Below are 17,076 nucleotides of genomic sequence, written 5' to 3' on the forward strand. Positions count from 1 at the left end.
TGGACTATCATTTCGATAGGTTCATGGTGTCATATGAGAGTAATTTGCCCAGAATGTGGCGAGAAAGCCCGCATACATAAATCAAACCGTATTTCAGCGGGTTATAGCGATTTATATTGTAGTTGTAGTGCCCCAGAATGTGGCCATTCCTTCGTAATGAACCTAGCCTTCAGCCATACTCTTAGCCCATCGGCCGAAACGACTTCTCAGTTAGCTTTTGAAATGATTAAAGCTCTTGCACCCGATCAGCGCCAAGAGCTAGTGAGATAGGCTCACTTCGCACCCACCCAACATGCTGTCCACACTATCAAAAACTTTCTTCCACCACTTTGTCGCGAATTAACGATTTCAGACAAAAAGAGCCGCTTAACAGAAATGTCCAACTTTACGGGGTCACTTCAAAAAAGCGGCTCTTGATTATCAAACTATTCGAATTCGTTCAGATTACTCTTTACCGAATACGTTGTTCTCTTGCTCTTGTACACGGATGAAAGTCGTACGCTTCGTTAGCTCTTTAAGCTTTGCTGCGCCTACGTATGTACAAGTTGAACGTACACCACCAAGGATGTCTGAAATTGTGTTGTGAACAGAACCACGGTATGGAAGTAAAACAGTTTTACCTTCGGCAGCACGGTACTTAGCAACACCACCAGAGTGCTTGTCCATCGCCGACTGTGAAGACATGCCGTAGAACTTAATAGAAACAAGTAATATTACAATAAAATCAAAAGCTTACCCTAATTTTATGTATATAAAAACAGTAACAAGTGGCGATTTATACCCATAAATAACGCTGTTTTACAATGAACGCCGCCATTTTTGCCGCCACTTTTTGAGAATGACTCAACCAACAAAAAAGCCAGCGTTGAATCCATCAACACTGGCCTTTGTTTAGTTAAACCGATGAGAGGGTTAGTCTACAAAATACGGCAGTTGTTCTTCAGTCAGAGCACTGTCTTTCGCAAAGTTATTGTGGTCTGTTACCTTGCTTACATTCCAGCTGGTTAAATCACGGCTCATGTTAGCAGCACCAGCGAACATGTACGCCATATCAGTCACATTTGATGTATCCCAATAACCTATATCTTGGTTAAAGGCTTCTGCGTCGATAAACATGTCGCCCATACGAGTCACATTTGATGTATCCCAATGACCTATATCTTGGTTAAAGGCTTTTGCGCCGGCAAACATGCTTCGTATATCAGTCACATTTGATGTATCCCATTGACCTATTTCTTGGTTAAAGGCTTTTGCGCCGGAAAACATGCTTCGCATATCAGTCACATTTGATGTATCCCATTGACCTATATCTTGGTTAAAGGCTTCTACTATGTAAAACATGTACGCCATATTAGTCACATTTGATGTATCCCATTGACCTATATCTTGGTTAAAGGCTTTTGCTCTGGTAAACATGTACGCCATATCAGTCACATTTGATGTATCCCAATAACCTATATCTTGGTTAAAGGCTTCTGCGTCGATAAACATGCCGCCCATACGAGTCACATTTGATGTATCCCAATGACCTATATCTTGGTTAAAGGCTTTTGTGCCTTGAAACATGTACGCCATATTAGTCACATTTGATGTATCCCAATAACCTATATCTTGGTTAAAGGCTTTTCCGTTTAAAAACATCTGCACCATACTAGTCACATTTGATGTATCCCAATGACCTATATCTTGGTTAAAGGCTTCTGCTATGTAAAACATGCTGCCCATATCAATCACATTTGATGTATCCCAATGACCTATATCTTGGTTAAAGGCTGCTGCACGGTTAAACATGTTCGCCATATCAATCACATTTGATGTATCCCAATGACCTATATTTTGGTTAAAGGCTTCTGCTTCGTAAAACATGCGTCGCATACTAGTCACATTTGATGTATCCCAATCGCTAATATCAGCATTAAACCTGTTACGATTTTTAAATACATATGACATGTTTGTTACTTGGGTCGTGCAAAATTCTATGTGGCCTTGCTCTAATTTATCGAGCAACGTCTCGTTTTTTATTAGGGTGTTATCCACCACAACATAGACTTGCCCGTTTTCAATCACCACTGAATTAACAGCTTGGTCAGGGCACTTTACCGAGATATCTGCAGCAAATGCGGTTTGGCTAGCGAGCGCGGCTGCGCCTACTAGAAGTGAGGTTATGGTTCTTTTCATTGTATTTTCCTAGGGTTGAATAGACGTTATTGCGTAAAAGTTGGAAGGCTATCTTCAGACAGGCCACTGCCTTTTGCGAAGTCGATATGGCGTGAGACGCGCTTGACGTCCCAGTGGGTTAAGTCTTGGTCAAAGCGCTTAGCGCCGGAGAACATACGGTCCATGTTGGTTACACGAGAGGTGTCCCAACGGCTGATGTCCTGATTGAAGTATGTGTTTTTAGCAAACAAATCACTCATGTCTGTTACGTGAGTGGTGCAGAGCTGAATGTTGCCATCCAGAAAGTTTTGCCAGTAGTCTGAATTGCGAATGAGTGCGTCATTGACGACCACAAACAATTCATCTTCTTGAACCATGACGGTTCCTGGTTTATTTGATTCGCAAGTCACCGTTTCAGGCTCACTAGCAAAGGTATGGCTACAAATCAGCAGCGCACAGGCGGAAATAATCGAACGTAAATTCATGATTAAGGTATCCGTGTCTTATAAAAAAAACCTTGATCATATAAAAAGCGACGTTTTCAATTTCACTAATGTAGGCTTTATATTAACTAAAGAAGTAGAAATGCATTCTTCTTCTCAATAATTACCCATTAGTAATGATAGTAAACATTATAAAAAAGCCGTGTTATGGGATATATCTTTACCAGCACTCAAATACTGGGGTGATTTTGGTATAAAAAAGCGCCCGTAGTGGGCGCTAGGTAGGAATATGGTACTTGTTCATCTTAGGCAACCTTGTAGCTCCCCGCCGAGCTGCCACCGGTAACTTCAACTTGAGCGTTCTGCGTGATCTCATCGACTACCGCATTCGCAATCGCTTCAGCCATCATGCCTGCCATGGCGAACTCACCATCGAGCACGAAGCCTTTGGCTTTCAGTTCCGTTTCTATCTTTTGCTTTAATGATGCTTTGCTTATTGCCATTATTACTTACCTGCATAAACGGTTTTGGATACATCGACATGCGGTTTACCCATGAAGGGGCAAATACTCGCGCCAGTGCACACCCCTTTTCCGCCATTAAACTTGATGGTGTCGGCGTCTTCGGTGATGTTTTTAGCTTTGATGGTTCTAGCGCCTTTGACGGTTTCGGTGTGATTACCATCAATTTCAGCGATTCGATTTTCTAGTACTTTGATTTGTTGAGTGAGGCATTCAAGCTTGTCGGCTTGGTCGGTCTTACGCTCGAAGTTGCCTTTATGGTCTACCAATTGATACACACCTTTTCGCTGTTGGTATCGGCTTTCACCTTCTTTGATGCCTGGTAGCTTGAATCCCAGTGGCAGCACGCAACGAACAAAGGGCTTATCCGGCTGGCCAAACATAAAACCGATCTCAACAATACTGCCGATAGCCGGTGGCTCTAGACGGCCAGCATAGTCGCCCAGACCAGGAACGGGAAGTGGTACCGCCTGCAGTGGTGATTTATCTTCATACTCCATGCCCTTTTCATCGAGCAGCTGCACATCCACCGCGTAGTGAGGGTAAAAACGATCGGATAAATCGCCCTCTTCAGGCAGTTCTGGGAGTGCCACGACCTTTCCCCAACGTGGCAAGTGCCATCGTCCTGTAAATTCAGGGAACAATCTAAAGATGATGCGTTTAATGGTGTTCACATCCATGTCAGCTTTGCCTCCGCTGCTTCAAATTCAACACCAACCAGTCGAAGGCCGTTTACCACAACACCTGGCTTGAGCTTTGGGATAGCCGGTATCTTTACCGATTTGTTGGCCGTGTGGTTGGTCATGAGTGCATTGGGTAAAGTAATTGGCTTATCTGCCCAGAATGAATCAGCCCAACTGCCGACATAAACTTGGCCATTGCCTTGCTGCTGCCAGAACAAATCATCGATGCTAAATGCCTGGGCTAGCTCATCGATGACTCGATACCCATTACCATCACTGTAGAAACAAGGAATGGCCGTTTTGCTGTACGCCTTTTCTGGTACCACAAATTGAAGCCCCGTTTTATTGGTGACCTCTCTCAGTAGCTGCATCAGTGTGGGATGGCGCAAAATGACATTGAGCGGCTTATAAAGAATGGCCGAAAGCTCACGACAAAACACTTTCGACCACCCTTTTTCTGTCGGTTGTACGCGCTCGATGTAACCCAAGAAGACTCGCGTGATGTTGTCACCCCACCCCAAATCGATAGCGATGAGTGTATTGGTCTCTGGATCACCTTCAATCAAAAGTTCTGCGCGACCAGGTGTGTTTTGACTAAAGACGATGCGATGGCTTTTTACTTTGGTTTTCTCTTTGCCCAGGTAGGCGCGGCAAAGAAACTTGTTGTTGATGGTCATGATTAACCCTCGTTTAAGCCAGTGCGTTATCCACGCTTTTCAGTACCTTCATCACACCCGTTAATTCCACTTGCGTGTCTGGCGGTACATCGTCGGTTTGTCCGGTTTCAACCGGTGTATTCACACCCTGCACTTTTTGCTGCGCTGCAGGTTTGTCCGGTTGGCGCTGTTCGACTCGCTCTGGCACCGATAGGTGTTCGACCAACTCAAACGAGACACTCCATTGACGATGAGACTCTTGCTCATCGGCGCGCACGACGCCTTGGAATTTCACCTGGCGAATTTTCAACGCCTCGGCTGTTTTGTTACTGATACGGTAGATTTGGCGCGCGTCGTTTTCTTGTGCTTCGGCCATACTGAACAAGTTAGTCAGCAACTGATTTTTGGTAAAAGGGATCACCCCTTTTACCGTCAGTATTTTACCCTTGCTGCCGGTTTCCGCTTGGTCGGTGGCCGAGGTTTGACCGGACATGTCCTGTCCGGCCAATTGCTGACGAACGCTAATCCGTAGGTTCTTTAGTGGGAGCTGAGCGCCGTTAAGAATGAGCATTTAGCTCTCACCATTAGTGTTAATCTCAACAGATAGAACGAATGATGATTGAACCTTCGAGCGAGCGACGTCCCTATTACTCACTACGTTTTCAGGTATCGCTTTTCCTGTTTCCTGTAAACGCAATACGTACCAATCCGTCTCTTGAAGATATTTTCGATAGTCATTATCAATATCAAACGGGGAGCGCTCACCACCTAACTCATCGGTTTCTTGTATAAATCCTGACATTTCATTACCTCTTGTGCTCAAATATTGGTTTATTGATAAAACCCCATTTCCCTTTAGGCAGCTTACCCACGATAACGGCGGGAAGCGCGACAAGACAACTCCCTCCGGGCTCAATGTAGATATGTGGTCCATGCGCATAAGTGGCCCCCCCGTTGCTCATATCATAACTTCGAGTTATCTCATGCCACTTTCCGTCATTAGGTACTTGATCTGAATCTTTAGAAGAAATAAACCTGACATCTCCATGCTCAACTTTAATCCAAGCTCCGTAGGTGACAGGTGTACCTCTCGGGATAGGGCCTTGATAGATTGAATAAAATTTATTGATGCTATTTGGCTCGGCATCTGGAGATGTCGATAATCTGATCACACCGAAATTTGGGGAATTATACTTTGGGATATGCCCTTTGATATCTCGCCACATAGCTTGGATTATGGGATTTTTCTCTTCTGGCTCAACGCCCGATTCTGTATTAGCCACCATTCGACATTTATGAATGGAGCTGGCTCTATTTATCCAACCATCAGGGGTTCCCTCTGAGCCTTCAACTAAGCTGTCGCCAATCTTCAATTCTTGGTTTTTAGTCAGACGATAGAATGGAAAGTCGGAATGAATATCCGCTATCAATTGCTCATATTCTTTCTCTGCTTTATCCACTCGTTTGTCGATACTAGGCTTGATTTGAGCAACATCATCAGCCAACTTTTTACTGGCTTGTGTTTGTTCAATGGAAGCATCAATCACTTTTTTTAATTGCTGCGTATATTCAGACATCTCGTTCCTCCAAACTTCTTACTTTATCAATGAGTTCCAAATTACTTCGCATCTGCGATATTCGTTCACCACTTCCTGACAAACTCGCAGAAACCAGCAACGCAATCAGTGGGTCATTTTGCTCCAAACCTCCAATCCTACGTACCAAATCCACACAGTCAGTCATCAAGTGTTTGTTCCCTTGTTCGTTCACTGCAACTCTCTCGCTCAACAAGGATAGTTGCTGAGAAGACACCATTTCTTTATGAGCCATTTCAACAATGTGAACCTGGCTCGAGACCATCCCTGAAACTAAAGCAAGCTCTAACTCTTCCATCTCATCAAGCTTGGCTTCGTAATTAAACTGCCACGTCTCTGGCGTCACGGTAATATTGGAGATGGCTTGAGCGCCGGAGAATTTCAGCAAGAAGTTACGCGTGAGGTTATTGCCCTCTTCACCGGTACGCTCTTGGCTCTTACGTTTGGATTGCACCACCATGTGATTGGCTGATATCAACACCCCTTCTTCGCTGACCAGGCCGAGCCAGTTGAATTGAAAGTTGCCCACCGTGTTATCTAAAATCAGCGAATAGACGACCTCATTGCCATTCACACAAGCGCTACGCGTCGGTGCACTGCGAAACACAATCTGACGACTCGTAGGAAGCGATTGGTCGCGTCGTGGCGGCGTCTTCGGGTCGAGGTTAGGCACATGCGCCAGCACAAACTCACGGATCACCAAGGGTTGTTTTGCTTGTTGTTTTCGAGCAATAAGTTGCTCGCCTGCAAGGGTAATGACTGCCATAACCTATCCTATTGATGCGCTGTACGTTTCATGGGTGTGACTGAACTCGGTAACCGAAACATGAGGATACGCCGCCGTTGTTACATCAAAGCTGTATCGACGGCAGGTTCTGCCATATTGGCGAACCAAGGCGTCCATTAAGCCAGGGACTTCATTCAAATCACTGTCCCGCACTTTCACGCTCACCACATCCCAAGGGTAATAGTTCAAACGCTCATCGATTTCGATATGGGGATAACCCAGCTGATCGAACATGGTTTCCCAGCCCACCTCAGAGCCGCCACCGGTTGCAAAGGCGTAAGCAAAATTCACTCGAATGCGGTAGATATGCTCGGGCTCTTTAGGCAGGCGTTCGATGTCACGTTGCCAAGCCATCAAATCAACAAATTCGATAGGGGCGACCATCGGGTCTAACTGTCTAAGCGGCCACTCCAATACGTCTTGAACTCGCGACCAATACCCAAGCAAAGCCTGTCCCAGTTTGTAGATCTCGCCCTTACCCATCCAATGCTTGAGCGTAAAGTTAGGCCGTTTCAATACTGACCTCCAAATGGCCCATTCTTGGCACTTCCATGCCATTGGTTAGGTCTGCATTATCAAATTTAATCGATTCTAATACGGAGAATTCGCCGTGCAGCTCTTGGGCTAATCTCGAAAAACTAAAGCGCGAAGAAGGCTTGGTTTTCGTGACGTTATAATCGGTGTTCTGCCTAAAGGCCGAACCAATAAAAAGCGCAATATTAGTTTCAAGCTGCGCGCTCTCTTCCATCGACAGTATTCGCCCTATCCACACTCGACATTTCACTGTGATGGTATTGCCTGGCATGGCATACACTCTTAAATCATCACCATGGCCGTGATTCCCTTCGTGATTAATGTGCGTGTTTAGATCCGCCAGCATTTGAGGCGATGGCTCCCCAGAATCCAATAGAATAAACGCATTCGCCGAACCTGGACCTCGAGGCGCGTTGTGTTTGAAGTAGACATTTTCACTGTTGATACCGGCGCGCAACATCAGCAATGAACGGTAAGCCGCATCAATGTGCCATTTCGCCACCCCACTAAATTGATTACGAATGCGCACCCTCAATTGGTCGTCACTCTCTTCATCGGCGCCCGCTTTGATTAACCAATCGGCGGTATTCACCGCACGGCTAATACCTGGAACCGCCGTGGTTAGGACATGGAAATACCCTTCGCCTAGATTAAAGGCCGCGCCTTCATGCTCGGCCTCTACCTTGCCAATCGTTGACGATTCATGCTCTTGCACTGTCGTGTCTTGGCTTAATATCACTCGGTAAACGGTGCCGTTAATGGGGTCGGTTTGTATCACCGTGCCTTTGGGTACGACAATGGCCGGCCCTTGCTTCGCGGCTCGGTGTATCACCACTTGCCCCGCCGCTTTGGTCGAGGGCTTTCGCTTCACGTTGAATTGCCACGCCCACAAGTCGAGCCATTTGTCTTTTGCCGTCGCAACGAACATATTGGGCAGCACGTACCCAACCAGAAATCGGTTCACCAGCCACACTGTTGGACCAATCACCATGGTTTCAATTAAGCGCCAGAATGGAGAATACTGAGAATCGTTGGCGATGGTGCTGCCTTGCTTTCGAGCTTCCTCTTTGAGTGTCGCTTTCCACTCTGACGCTTCGAGCGGTAACCCCGCCTTTTCAGCGAGCTCGGTAAAGTTCGGTTTCGGGATATCAGTCAAAGTTCACCTCTGTGCTTACGCTGCCAAAACGCACTGTTTCTGCAAAAATATAAATTTGCCCATCGTTCACTTCTTCGATGCGAACCGTACCAGGCACCAGGCGAACGTCTTCTTCGACCAACAGTTCGAGTTGCGTACGCGCGTCGGCTTTTTTCGCGGGACTACGTTCAGCTATCAAATGGATCGCGACATTACTTTCAATAATCGCGTGTTTAATGTCTTGTGCTATCACCGCACGATCATGAATCAACACTGGGTTACGGCCGGCATCGAGTACCACGTCACCGTTTTCAATGAGAATGTCTTGATAAAAGAACTCCGCCATTAGCCCGCTGCCATTTCTAGTTCGCTCGCCATGTCTTGTGGGCTACTCATGTAAGTGGGATAAATTGCAACACCACCGTAATTGGTTGAACTCGTTTGGTAGCTAGCAATACTCTTGGCCGCTCCACCTGGCTGGACTTGAGCTTGAGGCGCTGCGCTTTGCACTGACTTAGATTTCACTTCTAACTCATCACTTTCACTGCCAAAGCCTGGTAACCAATCAACAAGCCCTTTTAGGTTTTCCCAAATCCCCGCCAACTTATCCGTAAACCAACTAAAGACACTGCCAAAGACATTTCGCATCGAGTCGGCCATTTGTCCAATGAAGGCAAAGCCACTGGTATCAGTAAAACCACTCATTACCCATTGCCAACCTGCAGACAGAAATTGAAACAGCGTTTGAAATGGCAGCGTCAGCAGCTCTAACGCCCCTGAAATCACGGAAAACCACCCAGTATCTGCCATTTCTACTTTCAGCATTTGCCAACCAAAGACCAAGCTTTTAAATCCGTTGCTTAACGAATCCACCACCTGACCAATAAACGTAAAACCACTGGTATCAGTAAAACCACTCATCACCCATTGCCAACCTGCAGACAGGAATTGAAACAGCGTTTGAAATGGTAACGTCAGCAGCTCTAACGCCCCTGAAATCACGGTAAACCACCCAGTATCTGTCATTTCTATTTTCAGCATCTGCCAACCGAACACCAAGCTTTTAAATCCGTTGCTTAACGAATCCACCATCTGACCAACAAACGTAAAACCACTGGTATCGGTAAAGCCACTCATCACCCATTGCCAACCTGCTTTGATAAACTCAAACAGGGTTCTAAATGGCAGCGTAATTAACGCGATTGCGCCTTCTAACACTTGAAACCAGGTCGTATCACCAAACGACGTTTTCAGATCGGCCCAGTAATAAATCAGAGCCCCAACCGCTGCAATGGCGGCCACAACACCGGCAGCAATTAAGAAAATAGGGTTAGCCAGTAACGCCACCGATAGTTTCAAGAATGCCCACGTAGCGCCCATCACCCCTTTGGATAATCCCCACATCGCCACCGTGACGGTTTTGGTCACGCCTACACCTAAAGTCATCGTTGCCCAAGCCACTTTCAAAGCGCCAGATATCATGGTCAACAGGCCACCTGCAGCCACCAAGCCCAAAAGAGCTACGCCAGCAAAGCCAATGTATTTGGTGAGATTTGGGAACATCTGTGTCCATTCGATGATTTCCATCGCGCCATCAGACAAACTTGAAACCACAGGTAAAAGCGCGGGCAACAATGCTGCGCCAAAGGCCGTTCGCACCGCAAACACGCCTTGCTCTAGCCGTTCCCATTGGTCGGTCATGGCGCCAGCCATTTGTTCGGCGACATCCAAACCCTTAACTTGGCCAAGCTCAGAAATAGAGTTGGCAAGACCATCCGTGTTTTGCATCAACAGCTGGATCATGGCCGACGCTTCTTTGGTACCAAACGCTTTGCTCAGTTCAGCCGCTTCTGCCACCGAAATCGTGTCACCGTAACGGCCTTTAATTTGGTTAAGAATGTCTACAATAGGCAGCATCTGCCCTTGAGCATTAGTGAACTGCATGTTCAATGCTTCTTGGGCTTTTGCGGTACCTGCTAGGAACGAACGGTATTTTGTGCCCGCTTCGCTGCCACTCATTGTGGCTTGCAACGTACCGAGAATGGCCATTTGCTCGGTCATGCCGACACCAACAGAGGTCGCCGCGGCTCCAACCGAAGTAAACGCAGAAGACATACCAGATCCGGTTGTTTTGAACATCTGCACAGCTCTGGCCGTTTGACCACCTAGCGTGTTCACCCAATCCGCTTTGCCCATTTCATTGGCCGAGTTTTGAAAAATGCCATACATGGTCCCAACGTAATTGGTGATGGTTCCAGTATCCGCTTTCGTTACAGCCGCGAGCACACCCGACGCTCTCGTAAACTCAGACAGCTCATTACCTCCTAATCCAGCAATCGCGGATTGGATATCATAAGAAGCGGCCACAAACTCCGTGGCTGACTTGCCATAATCCACAGAGAATTTCATTGCCGTTTGAGCAAGGGTTTTGAGTTGATCATCAGCAACGCCAAGTGATTTGACTTCACCGAGCTTTCTATCCATTTCAATGGCTGGCATTAACGCTTGTTGCAGGGCAAAACCTGCGCCTACCATGCCAGCAGCACCCGAAACCATCGTTTGAGTACCTTGCTTGTAGGTATTCGTGACATCGGATATTTGGCGCTGAATGTTGCCCAGAGGTTTTGATATCTGGTCAATCAATCCAACTTGAAATCTGAGCGCTTCAGGTAACATCAACCACTCTCTTTATGCTGATTAGAATTAGGCGCCAAAGGCTTTGGCCACCCCACTTGCAGTAACGGCTTGCATGTTTTCCCAATGGTTCTTCTCTAACCAAATCGCATAGGCAAGATTTTGGTCAGTATCAGGGGCATCGGGTAACCACTTACGCCGCCACGCATACATCTTTTGCCTGTCACTGCCATCAATGGCCGCGACAAGCGCATCTATTTTTTTACGGAGATAACAAGCTTCGGCGTGTACTCTTTAAGAACCGCACCATAAATTTGCATTGCTGCACCTGCGTTCTCATTCGTCATCTCACGCAGTGCGTCTTTTGAACCTTCACTCACACAGCTCATCAAAAAGTTGTGTGCTGCCGCGCTTGCATCACCCGAAAGGATGGTATTTTGCGCTTCGTCGTATTCTGCCGGTGTTGGGTTGAATTCAAGGTCGGTTGTGCCAACGGTTAAAACAATGGATTTTGTCATGCTGCTTCTCGCTTTAGTGATTCATAAATTCGGGTGAGTCCGGTTTCAAGTTGACGCTCAAGGCGCTCAAAACCATCCTTCACTTCTTCTTTGGTGGCGTAGCTCTCCGCCACATGGGTTTTATAATCAGCAAGCTCTTTCGAAAGAGAAAACAGCTTGCTAATCAATGCACCGATCAACATCACCAACAAGGTGGCAAGGGCGACCAGCGCAGATAACCAAGTCGGGTCCATCTAGCCCCCTAGCGGTTTTAACTGTTTGCTTTTATCAGAACTCCCTTTGCTGCTACCCAACCAAAAAGCAACACCAGTACCAAAAGCACCCAGAACAGTACCCGCGATCATAATGAGCACTTGGGCGTAGCTTTCAGATGGTTCACCAAAAAACAAAGCGGTGAACATTCCAGAAACCATCAAGGCTAAAATCAGCACCAAAGCGCTAGGCATCCAATGGTCCTTATGCTCTTCCCGAGCGTGTTGGGTATCAACCAATTCAGCGCGTTTTTCTTCAAGAGCTAATCGCCCCTCTTCAATCGCTAGCCGTTTAAATTCTTGCGCGTTTTCAAGTTCTAACTTTTTGATTTCCAATAACGCATCTGGGTTATTGATGAGTGCCTGTTCAATGGCTTCTGGACTGCTGTCCACTCCAAGTGCACTAGCGACCATTCCTGCAACCGCGCTCCCTGCTGGGCCACCGATAACAGTGCCAATAAGTGGCGCTGCGCTACCAAGTAGTGATTTAATTTTGTCCCACATGATTTAATCCTTAACGATAGTGAGTTTGGCTGGTTTGCCGTTCAGCTCTGCCATCAACATTTTGAAAGCGTGACTAGAATTGACAACGGCCCATTCATTTCCGACGAAACCAAAATCGACACCGGGTGCTAAACACCCCTGCAGATCACTCGGTTTATTGGCCTTATGGATCAGCACATGAGTTCGAAGGCTTGGCCCGCTGCGAGTGACGCCTAACATTGGCTCTTCTATTGCGTAACAGTGGCCAAAGCGTGGCGATTGATGCGGCAAAAGGTCGTAAGTGCCTTCAACAATGCAAGATTCACTTGGCTTGTTGTTGAGCATTGGTCGTTCAACCACGCAACAGACTTTTGAACCATCAGGGCGATAGAGGTACGAATAGGTGCCATGCTCAAAGTAACGGCGTTTCATCAAATAGTGTTTCATCGTTTCATTCGCTCCAATTCGCTTTGGCATTGAGTGCAGTATTGGCACCCTGATATGTGTTGGCGGCGAGCTTCTGGTATTGGGTCGCCGCACTCATCGCATTCCTGTGCGCTTTCCCTCTGGTTAACGTGCTTAGCCCTTGCCAACTGGTTGGTAAGCGCCACTTCCGTGAATTGGGTTTCAAAGCCACTGGCTTGGTCAATAACATCAGACATTTCAATCCCTACTTACTGAGTAAACGTTACTGAACCAAGTCTTCGGTTTCATCAGGGCGCAAATATGGAACGCCATTGATTTTCACAAAGTCTGGACTGGTCACTTCGAACGGCAACTTATGAACTAATGCACTGCCACCATTGGAATCCGCATCGAGTAAGTCTGAGATTTTCAGACGACAACCAAAGGCTTCAATCTTCAATTCGTCTTTATCAATTTTGCCGTAGAACAAGGCATCAAAGTCCGGCATACCGCGCCAAGAGCCGGCACTTTTGGCGGCTTTGCCTAATCGGTTAAATTGCTGCGTGGTCAGTTCCATTTCACCACTGGCGGCCACATCACCATCGACATAGCCGTCAGGCACACCATTGGTTTTGTTGACGGCAGAATTGTCTTCAATCGACAGCGTGACCTTTTGCGCGGTGAGCTTGTAGTCACCCATTGAAAAGTGCATGTTCTTGCCAGAAATACGCATGCTCATGGTTAAGCCTCCGCGTCTGCAGGGTTAGAGAGATCAAGCCCAATGTTCACCACAATGTGTTTCGGGCAGTTGTGTGGCGTGACCATCAAACCAATCACGACTTTTGTTTTGCTTTGCCACGTGATGGTGACGTCTTGATCGCTTGGTGGCATGATTTCACCAGGGAACGGAATGCCACCAATCTCCGTGGTCTTCGACATATCGCGCATGTCTTTGCTGAAGTAGGTGCGATTAAGTTCGATACTCGGTGGCGTTGAATTCAGAATGCGGTCAGCAATGCGACGGATCGCTTTGATGCGAACGCGGCGATTCAGTTTGTGAACCGGACGAACGTATTCGAGATATTGATAGTCCCCGCCCTTCGCTTCCAACGTGGTCGCGTCTGTCCAATACACCCCTTCCATGTCGGCATACCATTGCGGCAATGAATAACGAGCATCGGCTAACACTGCGATGGTGCTCATTTCCAGTGGTTTACCGGCGCTATCAATAGGCATTTCACCAAGCCCCAACACGCTGCCCGTAGCTACTCGCATTGGACTGTCGGCGACGGTCACCGCTCGATCGCACAAGCGCCCACCCAATACACCGATGTTATTGCCATTGAGCATCGGCACAGGCGTCACCATATTGGCCGACACATCTTTCACTAACGCCAATAGACTGGTTTCGTATTTCGCCCAAGTTTGCTTGCTCTTATCGATGCCAGGACATGCCGCTAAGAAGAACACCCAACGGCCAAGCTTGCTGGTGAGCTCCGTCGCTTTACTTTGCATCGCTTGAAAGTCTGCTTTGTTGGTCACGATGTCCACTACACAAACCCCTTCAAACGAGTCCGTGCGATTGGCAATATCAACCGCTTCCTGCCACGTTTTACCCTCAGCGAGACCAAACACGGCGCCCGTCCAGTTCTGTTTGCCATTGAGCTGCGCCGCTTTGAGGTTAGCGCCCAGAGCGTCATCGGCTACGACATCATCAAGGTTGGTCATGTTATTCACACGCGTAACTTTGCCTTGCAGTTCAGCTTTATCGGTGCGCCCGATATAAAGCAGGTGGCGTTCAATTTCTGGGATCCCGCCTTGCCCTAAATTGAGGTTGTTTACCTCTACCTTTCCGGTTGCCATTGGTTATTTCCTCGCTTATTTTCGCTTTCTGGCCTGCTCAAAAATGGTGATGAGTTGGCGGGTGACTTCGCGTTCCTTACTGCCTAATATCTGGCGCTCTTTTAAGGGGATATCCCAAGCCGACACACTCGGTTGATTGCTCAACTCACGAATGATTTGTCCTGCTTGCCCGTGGGTTACGGTGGCCATCAACAACTTGAGTGTGGGTTTCTTCCTTCCCTTGCCACTCTTACGCGGGACCGTGTAACCCAGCTCCCTCAATTTTCTCGCTTGCCCCTTAGAGCAAGGCGCTGAATAGTTTGGTTTTCCCCACCGCTTTTGCATTTGGCGCTTGGTCATTTTTTGCTTTTGACCAAGGTGATGCATGGCGGCAATTTTTGCGGTAAGCGGGTTGCTCCAAGTTAGGTCGAGCGTGTTGGCGTTTCTCACATAGGGCGTTAACCCCTTTGCCATTCGGCGCATTACCTTGCCGCGCTTGTTACCTTTCTTCGGTGCTAAGGCTTGGCCGTGAATGTCTTTTTGTTGCTGAATGCGCTTTCGAGTCTTGGCTTTTTCCCAGCGCCCTAGGGTTTTCAATATCCAAACACGCTTTCTGGGTGGAAGCGCTAACATGGCAAGCTTTTCTTGCAAGTTGAGCACATCCCTTTGATTGACATTAACTGTCGGCTTCATTCACCAACTCCGCTTCTTCGGCGGTATAAATCTCAACGGCTTGAACTCGGTATCGAGTCCCGCGCCAAGTGATCATTCCTGCTTCATCAGGTACCAGTTCTATCGGTTCCATCAGTTCAAGTTCAATACTCACATCGGCCGCTTCGCTGCTGATCACATCCACTGATAAAGTCGGGTCTTCAAGCTCTTGCTCGTTACGCTCTTCTTCATGGTCACTGAGCCAGCAAGCAATCAGAGCCAACAAACAGCGTGGGTCTAGTAATTGGTGAGGGAATTCCTCAACCGAAATCACCGCGTTGTATTTCCAGAAACAAGCGATATACCCACCGTTCCCACGGTCTTCACCACTTGGCACTATTGAGCCGTTTTCTTGCCACGCATCAATCTTGTTATCGAGCACATTGCTATTGAGGTGACTCACGATGTAATCCGTTAAATGCTCAAGCTTGGTTTTGTTGTAAACCGTGTCGCTCATATCGAATCGATGCCATTGGCACTGCGCCCGAGCAATTGAGATACGTCTTTATTACTTTGAGCTAGGAAACGTGCCGCCTGTTGTGGCTCATCTATCGCCGCGTTATCCCCTTCTTTACGCCTGTCTTGCGTCGCAAACTCGGGTAACAATTCAGAGTGAGCTCGGCCATACACCGCACGTTTGTACAATGTGGTTTTGGCGATGCTCATTGATGGCGGAATACCATCAACCAACAAGCGATCTAACTTCTCTTGAATATTCAGCGCGGCAATCGTGATGGCCGCAGCAATAGAGCCGTTATCAAACGTATGCGGAATACGGCGTAATTGGCGAAACTCATCGGTCGATAAGCTTGGCCAACCTTCACCAGGTATGGCTTGGTCACTCGTTTTATCCACTTTCCCGCCAAAACTCATGATTCAACCTTTTTGCTACTGCAGTTAATTAGGGCGCCTCTAGCCACTGAGTCGACAGAATAAGCAGGGTGATGAATCACTTGCTCTTCCTCGTCAGTCGAGGCGCGGTGGCATAGGAGCTGTTTTAAGCTAGAGGTTGTCGCCACTCTCTAACGCTCGGATACGTTGGTCGATGTTATCGATCATGGTGCTGACACCAATCGCACTGTATTGCTCATGCGCGTTTTGAAGATGAGTTCGCGCTTTCTGTAACGTCATCACATCTCCGACAGAGGCCGCATGAGGCTTACCTTCATCGTTACGCAGTAGATACAGGCCCGCGAACTTCAACCATTTAGCCGTGGGCTTTTCGTTGATGCTCCAGTCGTCTGTGACCTTCTCAAATACAAGGGAGAAGTAAGGCTCAATCGATTGTCCTTTGTCTGCCATACGCTCTGACCAGGCCAAGACTTCATCCGCACAGAAGGTGGCAAAATCACGCTTGAATCGTTCTGGTGTATCTAGCCCGCGTTCAATAGCGATATCACACCACTTGATGGCGGTTTCTAGATCTTCGATATCAAAGAGCCAAACCACCATCTGAGTAAATAACGGGTTATCGAACTGCTCGTCACCAGCTAGGTAAGCTTCAATTGCTTCACGATATTTAGGGACCAAAACTTCACGTTTGTGGTTAACCTTTTCATCCTTACGATTGAAGGTTTTTAGTACCTTCAAATCACTTTCGAGTTCAGCTAAAAGCAGGTGAAGGCTGTTAGGATTAGCAACAAACTGTTTCTCAGGTGTCGATTGCTTTTGCTGTTTTGCCAAGGCTTCTTGGCGCAACTTCGCTAATGGACTGGCCATGT

General features: G+C 47.4%; 26 protein-coding genes and 1 pseudogene. 1 reads left to right on the top strand and 26 read right to left on the bottom strand.

The genetic code is table 11. The annotated features are described in order from the left end of the window. The first annotated feature begins 33 nt into the window (after window positions 1-33). Window positions 34-270, top strand: coding sequence for an ogr/Delta-like zinc finger family protein (locus tag ACMAZD_RS24935; protein ID WP_435249893.1), 237 nt, complete (start codon window positions 34-36; stop codon window positions 268-270). Between the two features lie 174 nt (window positions 271-444). Here ACMAZD_RS24935 and ACMAZD_RS24940 read toward each other — a convergent pair. From ACMAZD_RS24940 to gpM, 26 genes and pseudogenes are all read right to left on the bottom strand, one after another. Continuing rightward, window positions 445-699 (bottom strand): annotated as a pseudogene (locus ACMAZD_RS24940) (IMP dehydrogenase); the annotation flags it as partial. A gap of 213 nt (window positions 700-912) precedes the next feature. Continuing rightward, on the bottom strand, window positions 913-2,178 hold the full coding sequence (locus ACMAZD_RS24945; RefSeq protein ID WP_435249894.1) for a BspA family leucine-rich repeat surface protein: 1,266 nt from the start codon (window positions 2,176-2,178) through the stop codon (window positions 913-915). A gap of 26 nt (window positions 2,179-2,204) precedes the next feature. After that, the gene (locus ACMAZD_RS24950) at window positions 2,205-2,642 is read right to left on the bottom strand and encodes a BspA family leucine-rich repeat surface protein (protein WP_435249895.1); all 438 of its coding nucleotides are present in this window, start codon (window positions 2,640-2,642) and stop codon (window positions 2,205-2,207) included. A 263-nt stretch (window positions 2,643-2,905) separates the two neighbouring features. Further along, window positions 2,906-3,103, bottom strand: coding sequence for a hypothetical protein (locus ACMAZD_RS24955; RefSeq protein ID WP_017083955.1), 198 nt, complete (start codon window positions 3,101-3,103; stop codon window positions 2,906-2,908). Between the two features lie 2 nt (window positions 3,104-3,105). Continuing rightward, window positions 3,106-3,801 (bottom strand): hypothetical protein, encoded by a 696-nt coding sequence (locus ACMAZD_RS24960; protein WP_435249896.1) that lies wholly within the window; start codon window positions 3,799-3,801, stop codon window positions 3,106-3,108. Continuing rightward, window positions 3,792-4,481 (bottom strand): hypothetical protein, encoded by a 690-nt coding sequence (locus tag ACMAZD_RS24965; RefSeq protein ID WP_413443146.1) that lies wholly within the window; start codon window positions 4,479-4,481, stop codon window positions 3,792-3,794. The genes ACMAZD_RS24960 and ACMAZD_RS24965 overlap by 10 nt, the downstream gene beginning before the upstream one ends. A gap of 13 nt (window positions 4,482-4,494) precedes the next feature. After that, window positions 4,495-5,031 carry an adenine glycosylase gene (locus tag ACMAZD_RS24970; RefSeq protein WP_372039153.1) on the bottom strand — a complete coding sequence of 179 codons (537 nt, stop codon included), beginning with the start codon at window positions 5,029-5,031 and terminating at the stop codon, window positions 4,495-4,497. Continuing rightward, window positions 5,032-5,262: a hypothetical protein gene (locus ACMAZD_RS24975; RefSeq protein ID WP_102413714.1), complete on the bottom strand. Its 231-nt coding sequence runs from the start codon at window positions 5,260-5,262 to the stop codon at window positions 5,032-5,034. Window positions 5,263-5,266: 4 nt separating this feature from the next. After that, window positions 5,267-6,037 (bottom strand): hypothetical protein, encoded by a 771-nt coding sequence (locus tag ACMAZD_RS24980; RefSeq protein ID WP_435249897.1) that lies wholly within the window; start codon window positions 6,035-6,037, stop codon window positions 5,267-5,269. Continuing rightward, window positions 6,030-6,821 (bottom strand): phage tail-collar fiber domain-containing protein, encoded by a 792-nt coding sequence (locus ACMAZD_RS24985; RefSeq protein WP_435249898.1) that lies wholly within the window; start codon window positions 6,819-6,821, stop codon window positions 6,030-6,032. The genes ACMAZD_RS24980 and ACMAZD_RS24985 overlap by 8 nt, the downstream gene beginning before the upstream one ends. Window positions 6,822-6,824: 3 nt before the next feature. Beyond that, window positions 6,825-7,325: a hypothetical protein gene (locus ACMAZD_RS24990; RefSeq protein WP_016793034.1), complete on the bottom strand. Its 501-nt coding sequence runs from the start codon at window positions 7,323-7,325 to the stop codon at window positions 6,825-6,827. A gap of 19 nt (window positions 7,326-7,344) precedes the next feature. Continuing rightward, entirely contained in the window at window positions 7,345-8,532 is a 1,188-nt protein-coding gene (locus ACMAZD_RS24995) for a baseplate J/gp47 family protein (protein ID WP_372198794.1), read from the bottom strand. Next, entirely contained in the window at window positions 8,525-8,857 is a 333-nt protein-coding gene (locus tag ACMAZD_RS25000; RefSeq protein WP_016788158.1) for a DUF2590 family protein, read from the bottom strand. The genes ACMAZD_RS24995 and ACMAZD_RS25000 overlap by 8 nt, the downstream gene beginning before the upstream one ends. Further along, window positions 8,857-11,187, bottom strand: a complete 2,331-nt coding sequence (locus tag ACMAZD_RS25005; RefSeq protein WP_435250547.1) for a phage tail tape measure protein — start codon at window positions 11,185-11,187, stop codon at window positions 8,857-8,859. The genes ACMAZD_RS25000 and ACMAZD_RS25005 overlap by 1 nt, the downstream gene beginning before the upstream one ends. 27 nt (window positions 11,188-11,214) lie before the next feature. Continuing rightward, window positions 11,215-11,358: a DUF6890 family protein gene (locus ACMAZD_RS25010; protein ID WP_016788155.1), complete on the bottom strand. Its 144-nt coding sequence runs from the start codon at window positions 11,356-11,358 to the stop codon at window positions 11,215-11,217. A gap of 41 nt (window positions 11,359-11,399) precedes the next feature. After that, window positions 11,400-11,663 carry a putative phage tail assembly chaperone gene (locus ACMAZD_RS25015; protein ID WP_016788154.1) on the bottom strand — a complete coding sequence of 88 codons (264 nt, stop codon included), beginning with the start codon at window positions 11,661-11,663 and terminating at the stop codon, window positions 11,400-11,402. Continuing rightward, on the bottom strand, window positions 11,660-11,896 hold the full coding sequence (locus ACMAZD_RS25020) for a hypothetical protein (RefSeq protein ID WP_016788153.1): 237 nt from the start codon (window positions 11,894-11,896) through the stop codon (window positions 11,660-11,662). The genes ACMAZD_RS25015 and ACMAZD_RS25020 overlap by 4 nt, the downstream gene beginning before the upstream one ends. Then, complete coding sequence (locus ACMAZD_RS25025; protein WP_102277031.1) at window positions 11,897-12,418, bottom strand: hypothetical protein; 522 nt, start codon at window positions 12,416-12,418, stop codon at window positions 11,897-11,899. 3 nt (window positions 12,419-12,421) lie between these two features. After that, complete coding sequence (locus tag ACMAZD_RS25030) at window positions 12,422-12,844, bottom strand: DUF5675 family protein (RefSeq protein WP_435249899.1); 423 nt, start codon at window positions 12,842-12,844, stop codon at window positions 12,422-12,424. After that, on the bottom strand, window positions 12,841-13,059 hold the full coding sequence (locus tag ACMAZD_RS25035) for a TraR/DksA C4-type zinc finger protein (RefSeq protein ID WP_435249900.1): 219 nt from the start codon (window positions 13,057-13,059) through the stop codon (window positions 12,841-12,843). Before ACMAZD_RS25035 ends, ACMAZD_RS25030 begins: the two co-directional genes overlap by 4 nt. Window positions 13,060-13,085: 26 nt before the next feature. Then, window positions 13,086-13,541 (bottom strand): phage protein, encoded by a 456-nt coding sequence (locus ACMAZD_RS25040; RefSeq protein WP_016788149.1) that lies wholly within the window; start codon window positions 13,539-13,541, stop codon window positions 13,086-13,088. A 2-nt stretch (window positions 13,542-13,543) separates the two neighbouring features. Continuing rightward, entirely contained in the window at window positions 13,544-14,665 is a 1,122-nt protein-coding gene (locus ACMAZD_RS25045) for a DUF2586 domain-containing protein (protein ID WP_435249901.1), read from the bottom strand. A gap of 15 nt (window positions 14,666-14,680) precedes the next feature. Continuing rightward, complete coding sequence (locus ACMAZD_RS25050) at window positions 14,681-15,337, bottom strand: virion morphogenesis protein (RefSeq protein WP_435249902.1); 657 nt, start codon at window positions 15,335-15,337, stop codon at window positions 14,681-14,683. Continuing rightward, window positions 15,321-15,812: a phage tail protein gene (locus ACMAZD_RS25055; protein ID WP_016788146.1), complete on the bottom strand. Its 492-nt coding sequence runs from the start codon at window positions 15,810-15,812 to the stop codon at window positions 15,321-15,323. Before ACMAZD_RS25055 ends, ACMAZD_RS25050 begins: the two co-directional genes overlap by 17 nt. Next, window positions 15,809-16,228 carry a head completion/stabilization protein gene (locus ACMAZD_RS25060; RefSeq protein WP_435249903.1) on the bottom strand — a complete coding sequence of 140 codons (420 nt, stop codon included), beginning with the start codon at window positions 16,226-16,228 and terminating at the stop codon, window positions 15,809-15,811. Before ACMAZD_RS25060 ends, ACMAZD_RS25055 begins: the two co-directional genes overlap by 4 nt. 129 nt (window positions 16,229-16,357) lie before the next feature. Beyond that, window positions 16,358-17,074 (bottom strand): phage terminase small subunit, encoded by a 717-nt coding sequence (gene gpM, locus ACMAZD_RS25065; protein ID WP_435249904.1) that lies wholly within the window; start codon window positions 17,072-17,074, stop codon window positions 16,358-16,360. Between the last annotated feature and the right edge of the window lie 2 nt (window positions 17,075-17,076).

Source organism: Vibrio sp. nBUS_14 (assembly GCF_051201655.1).
GTDB lineage: Bacteria > Pseudomonadota > Gammaproteobacteria > Enterobacterales > Vibrionaceae > Vibrio.

Bases quoted from the DNA above. Each gene is read 5' to 3' on its own strand.
- ACMAZD_RS24935 (WP_435249893.1), top strand. From the start codon at position 34: ATGAGAGTAATTTGCCCAGAATGTGGCGAGAAAGCCCGCATACATAAA.
- ACMAZD_RS24945 (WP_435249894.1), bottom strand. From the start codon at position 2,178: ATGAAAAGAACCATAACCTCACTTCTAGTAGGCGCAGCCGCGCTCGCT.
- ACMAZD_RS24950 (WP_435249895.1), bottom strand. From the start codon at position 2,642: ATGAATTTACGTTCGATTATTTCCGCCTGTGCGCTGCTGATTTGTAGC.
- ACMAZD_RS24955 (WP_017083955.1), bottom strand. From the start codon at position 3,103: ATGGCAATAAGCAAAGCATCATTAAAGCAAAAGATAGAAACGGAACTG.
- ACMAZD_RS24960 (WP_435249896.1), bottom strand. From the start codon at position 3,801: ATGGATGTGAACACCATTAAACGCATCATCTTTAGATTGTTCCCTGAA.
- ACMAZD_RS24965 (WP_413443146.1), bottom strand. From the start codon at position 4,481: ATGACCATCAACAACAAGTTTCTTTGCCGCGCCTACCTGGGCAAAGAG.
- ACMAZD_RS24970 (WP_372039153.1), bottom strand. From the start codon at position 5,031: ATGCTCATTCTTAACGGCGCTCAGCTCCCACTAAAGAACCTACGGATT.
- ACMAZD_RS24975 (WP_102413714.1), bottom strand. From the start codon at position 5,262: ATGTCAGGATTTATACAAGAAACCGATGAGTTAGGTGGTGAGCGCTCC.
- ACMAZD_RS24980 (WP_435249897.1), bottom strand. From the start codon at position 6,037: ATGTCTGAATATACGCAGCAATTAAAAAAAGTGATTGATGCTTCCATT.
- ACMAZD_RS24985 (WP_435249898.1), bottom strand. From the start codon at position 6,821: ATGGCAGTCATTACCCTTGCAGGCGAGCAACTTATTGCTCGAAAACAA.
- ACMAZD_RS24990 (WP_016793034.1), bottom strand. From the start codon at position 7,325: ATGGGTAAGGGCGAGATCTACAAACTGGGACAGGCTTTGCTTGGGTAT.
- ACMAZD_RS25000 (WP_016788158.1), bottom strand. From the start codon at position 8,857: ATGGCGGAGTTCTTTTATCAAGACATTCTCATTGAAAACGGTGACGTG.
- ACMAZD_RS25005 (WP_435250547.1), bottom strand. From the start codon at position 11,187: ATGTTACCTGAAGCGCTCAGATTTCAAGTTGGATTGATTGACCAGATA.
- ACMAZD_RS25010 (WP_016788155.1), bottom strand. From the start codon at position 11,358: ATGTATGCGTGGCGGCGTAAGTGGTTACCCGATGCCCCTGATACTGAC.
- ACMAZD_RS25015 (WP_016788154.1), bottom strand. From the start codon at position 11,663: ATGACAAAATCCATTGTTTTAACCGTTGGCACAACCGACCTTGAATTC.
- ACMAZD_RS25020 (WP_016788153.1), bottom strand. From the start codon at position 11,896: ATGGACCCGACTTGGTTATCTGCGCTGGTCGCCCTTGCCACCTTGTTG.
- ACMAZD_RS25025 (WP_102277031.1), bottom strand. From the start codon at position 12,418: ATGTGGGACAAAATTAAATCACTACTTGGTAGCGCAGCGCCACTTATT.
- ACMAZD_RS25030 (WP_435249899.1), bottom strand. From the start codon at position 12,844: ATGAAACACTATTTGATGAAACGCCGTTACTTTGAGCATGGCACCTAT.
- ACMAZD_RS25035 (WP_435249900.1), bottom strand. From the start codon at position 13,059: ATGTCTGATGTTATTGACCAAGCCAGTGGCTTTGAAACCCAATTCACG.
- ACMAZD_RS25040 (WP_016788149.1), bottom strand. From the start codon at position 13,541: ATGAGCATGCGTATTTCTGGCAAGAACATGCACTTTTCAATGGGTGAC.
- ACMAZD_RS25045 (WP_435249901.1), bottom strand. From the start codon at position 14,665: ATGGCAACCGGAAAGGTAGAGGTAAACAACCTCAATTTAGGGCAAGGC.
- ACMAZD_RS25050 (WP_435249902.1), bottom strand. From the start codon at position 15,337: ATGAAGCCGACAGTTAATGTCAATCAAAGGGATGTGCTCAACTTGCAA.
- ACMAZD_RS25055 (WP_016788146.1), bottom strand. From the start codon at position 15,812: ATGAGCGACACGGTTTACAACAAAACCAAGCTTGAGCATTTAACGGAT.
- ACMAZD_RS25060 (WP_435249903.1), bottom strand. From the start codon at position 16,228: ATGAGTTTTGGCGGGAAAGTGGATAAAACGAGTGACCAAGCCATACCT.
- gpM (WP_435249904.1), bottom strand. From the start codon at position 17,074: ATGGCCAGTCCATTAGCGAAGTTGCGCCAAGAAGCCTTGGCAAAACAG.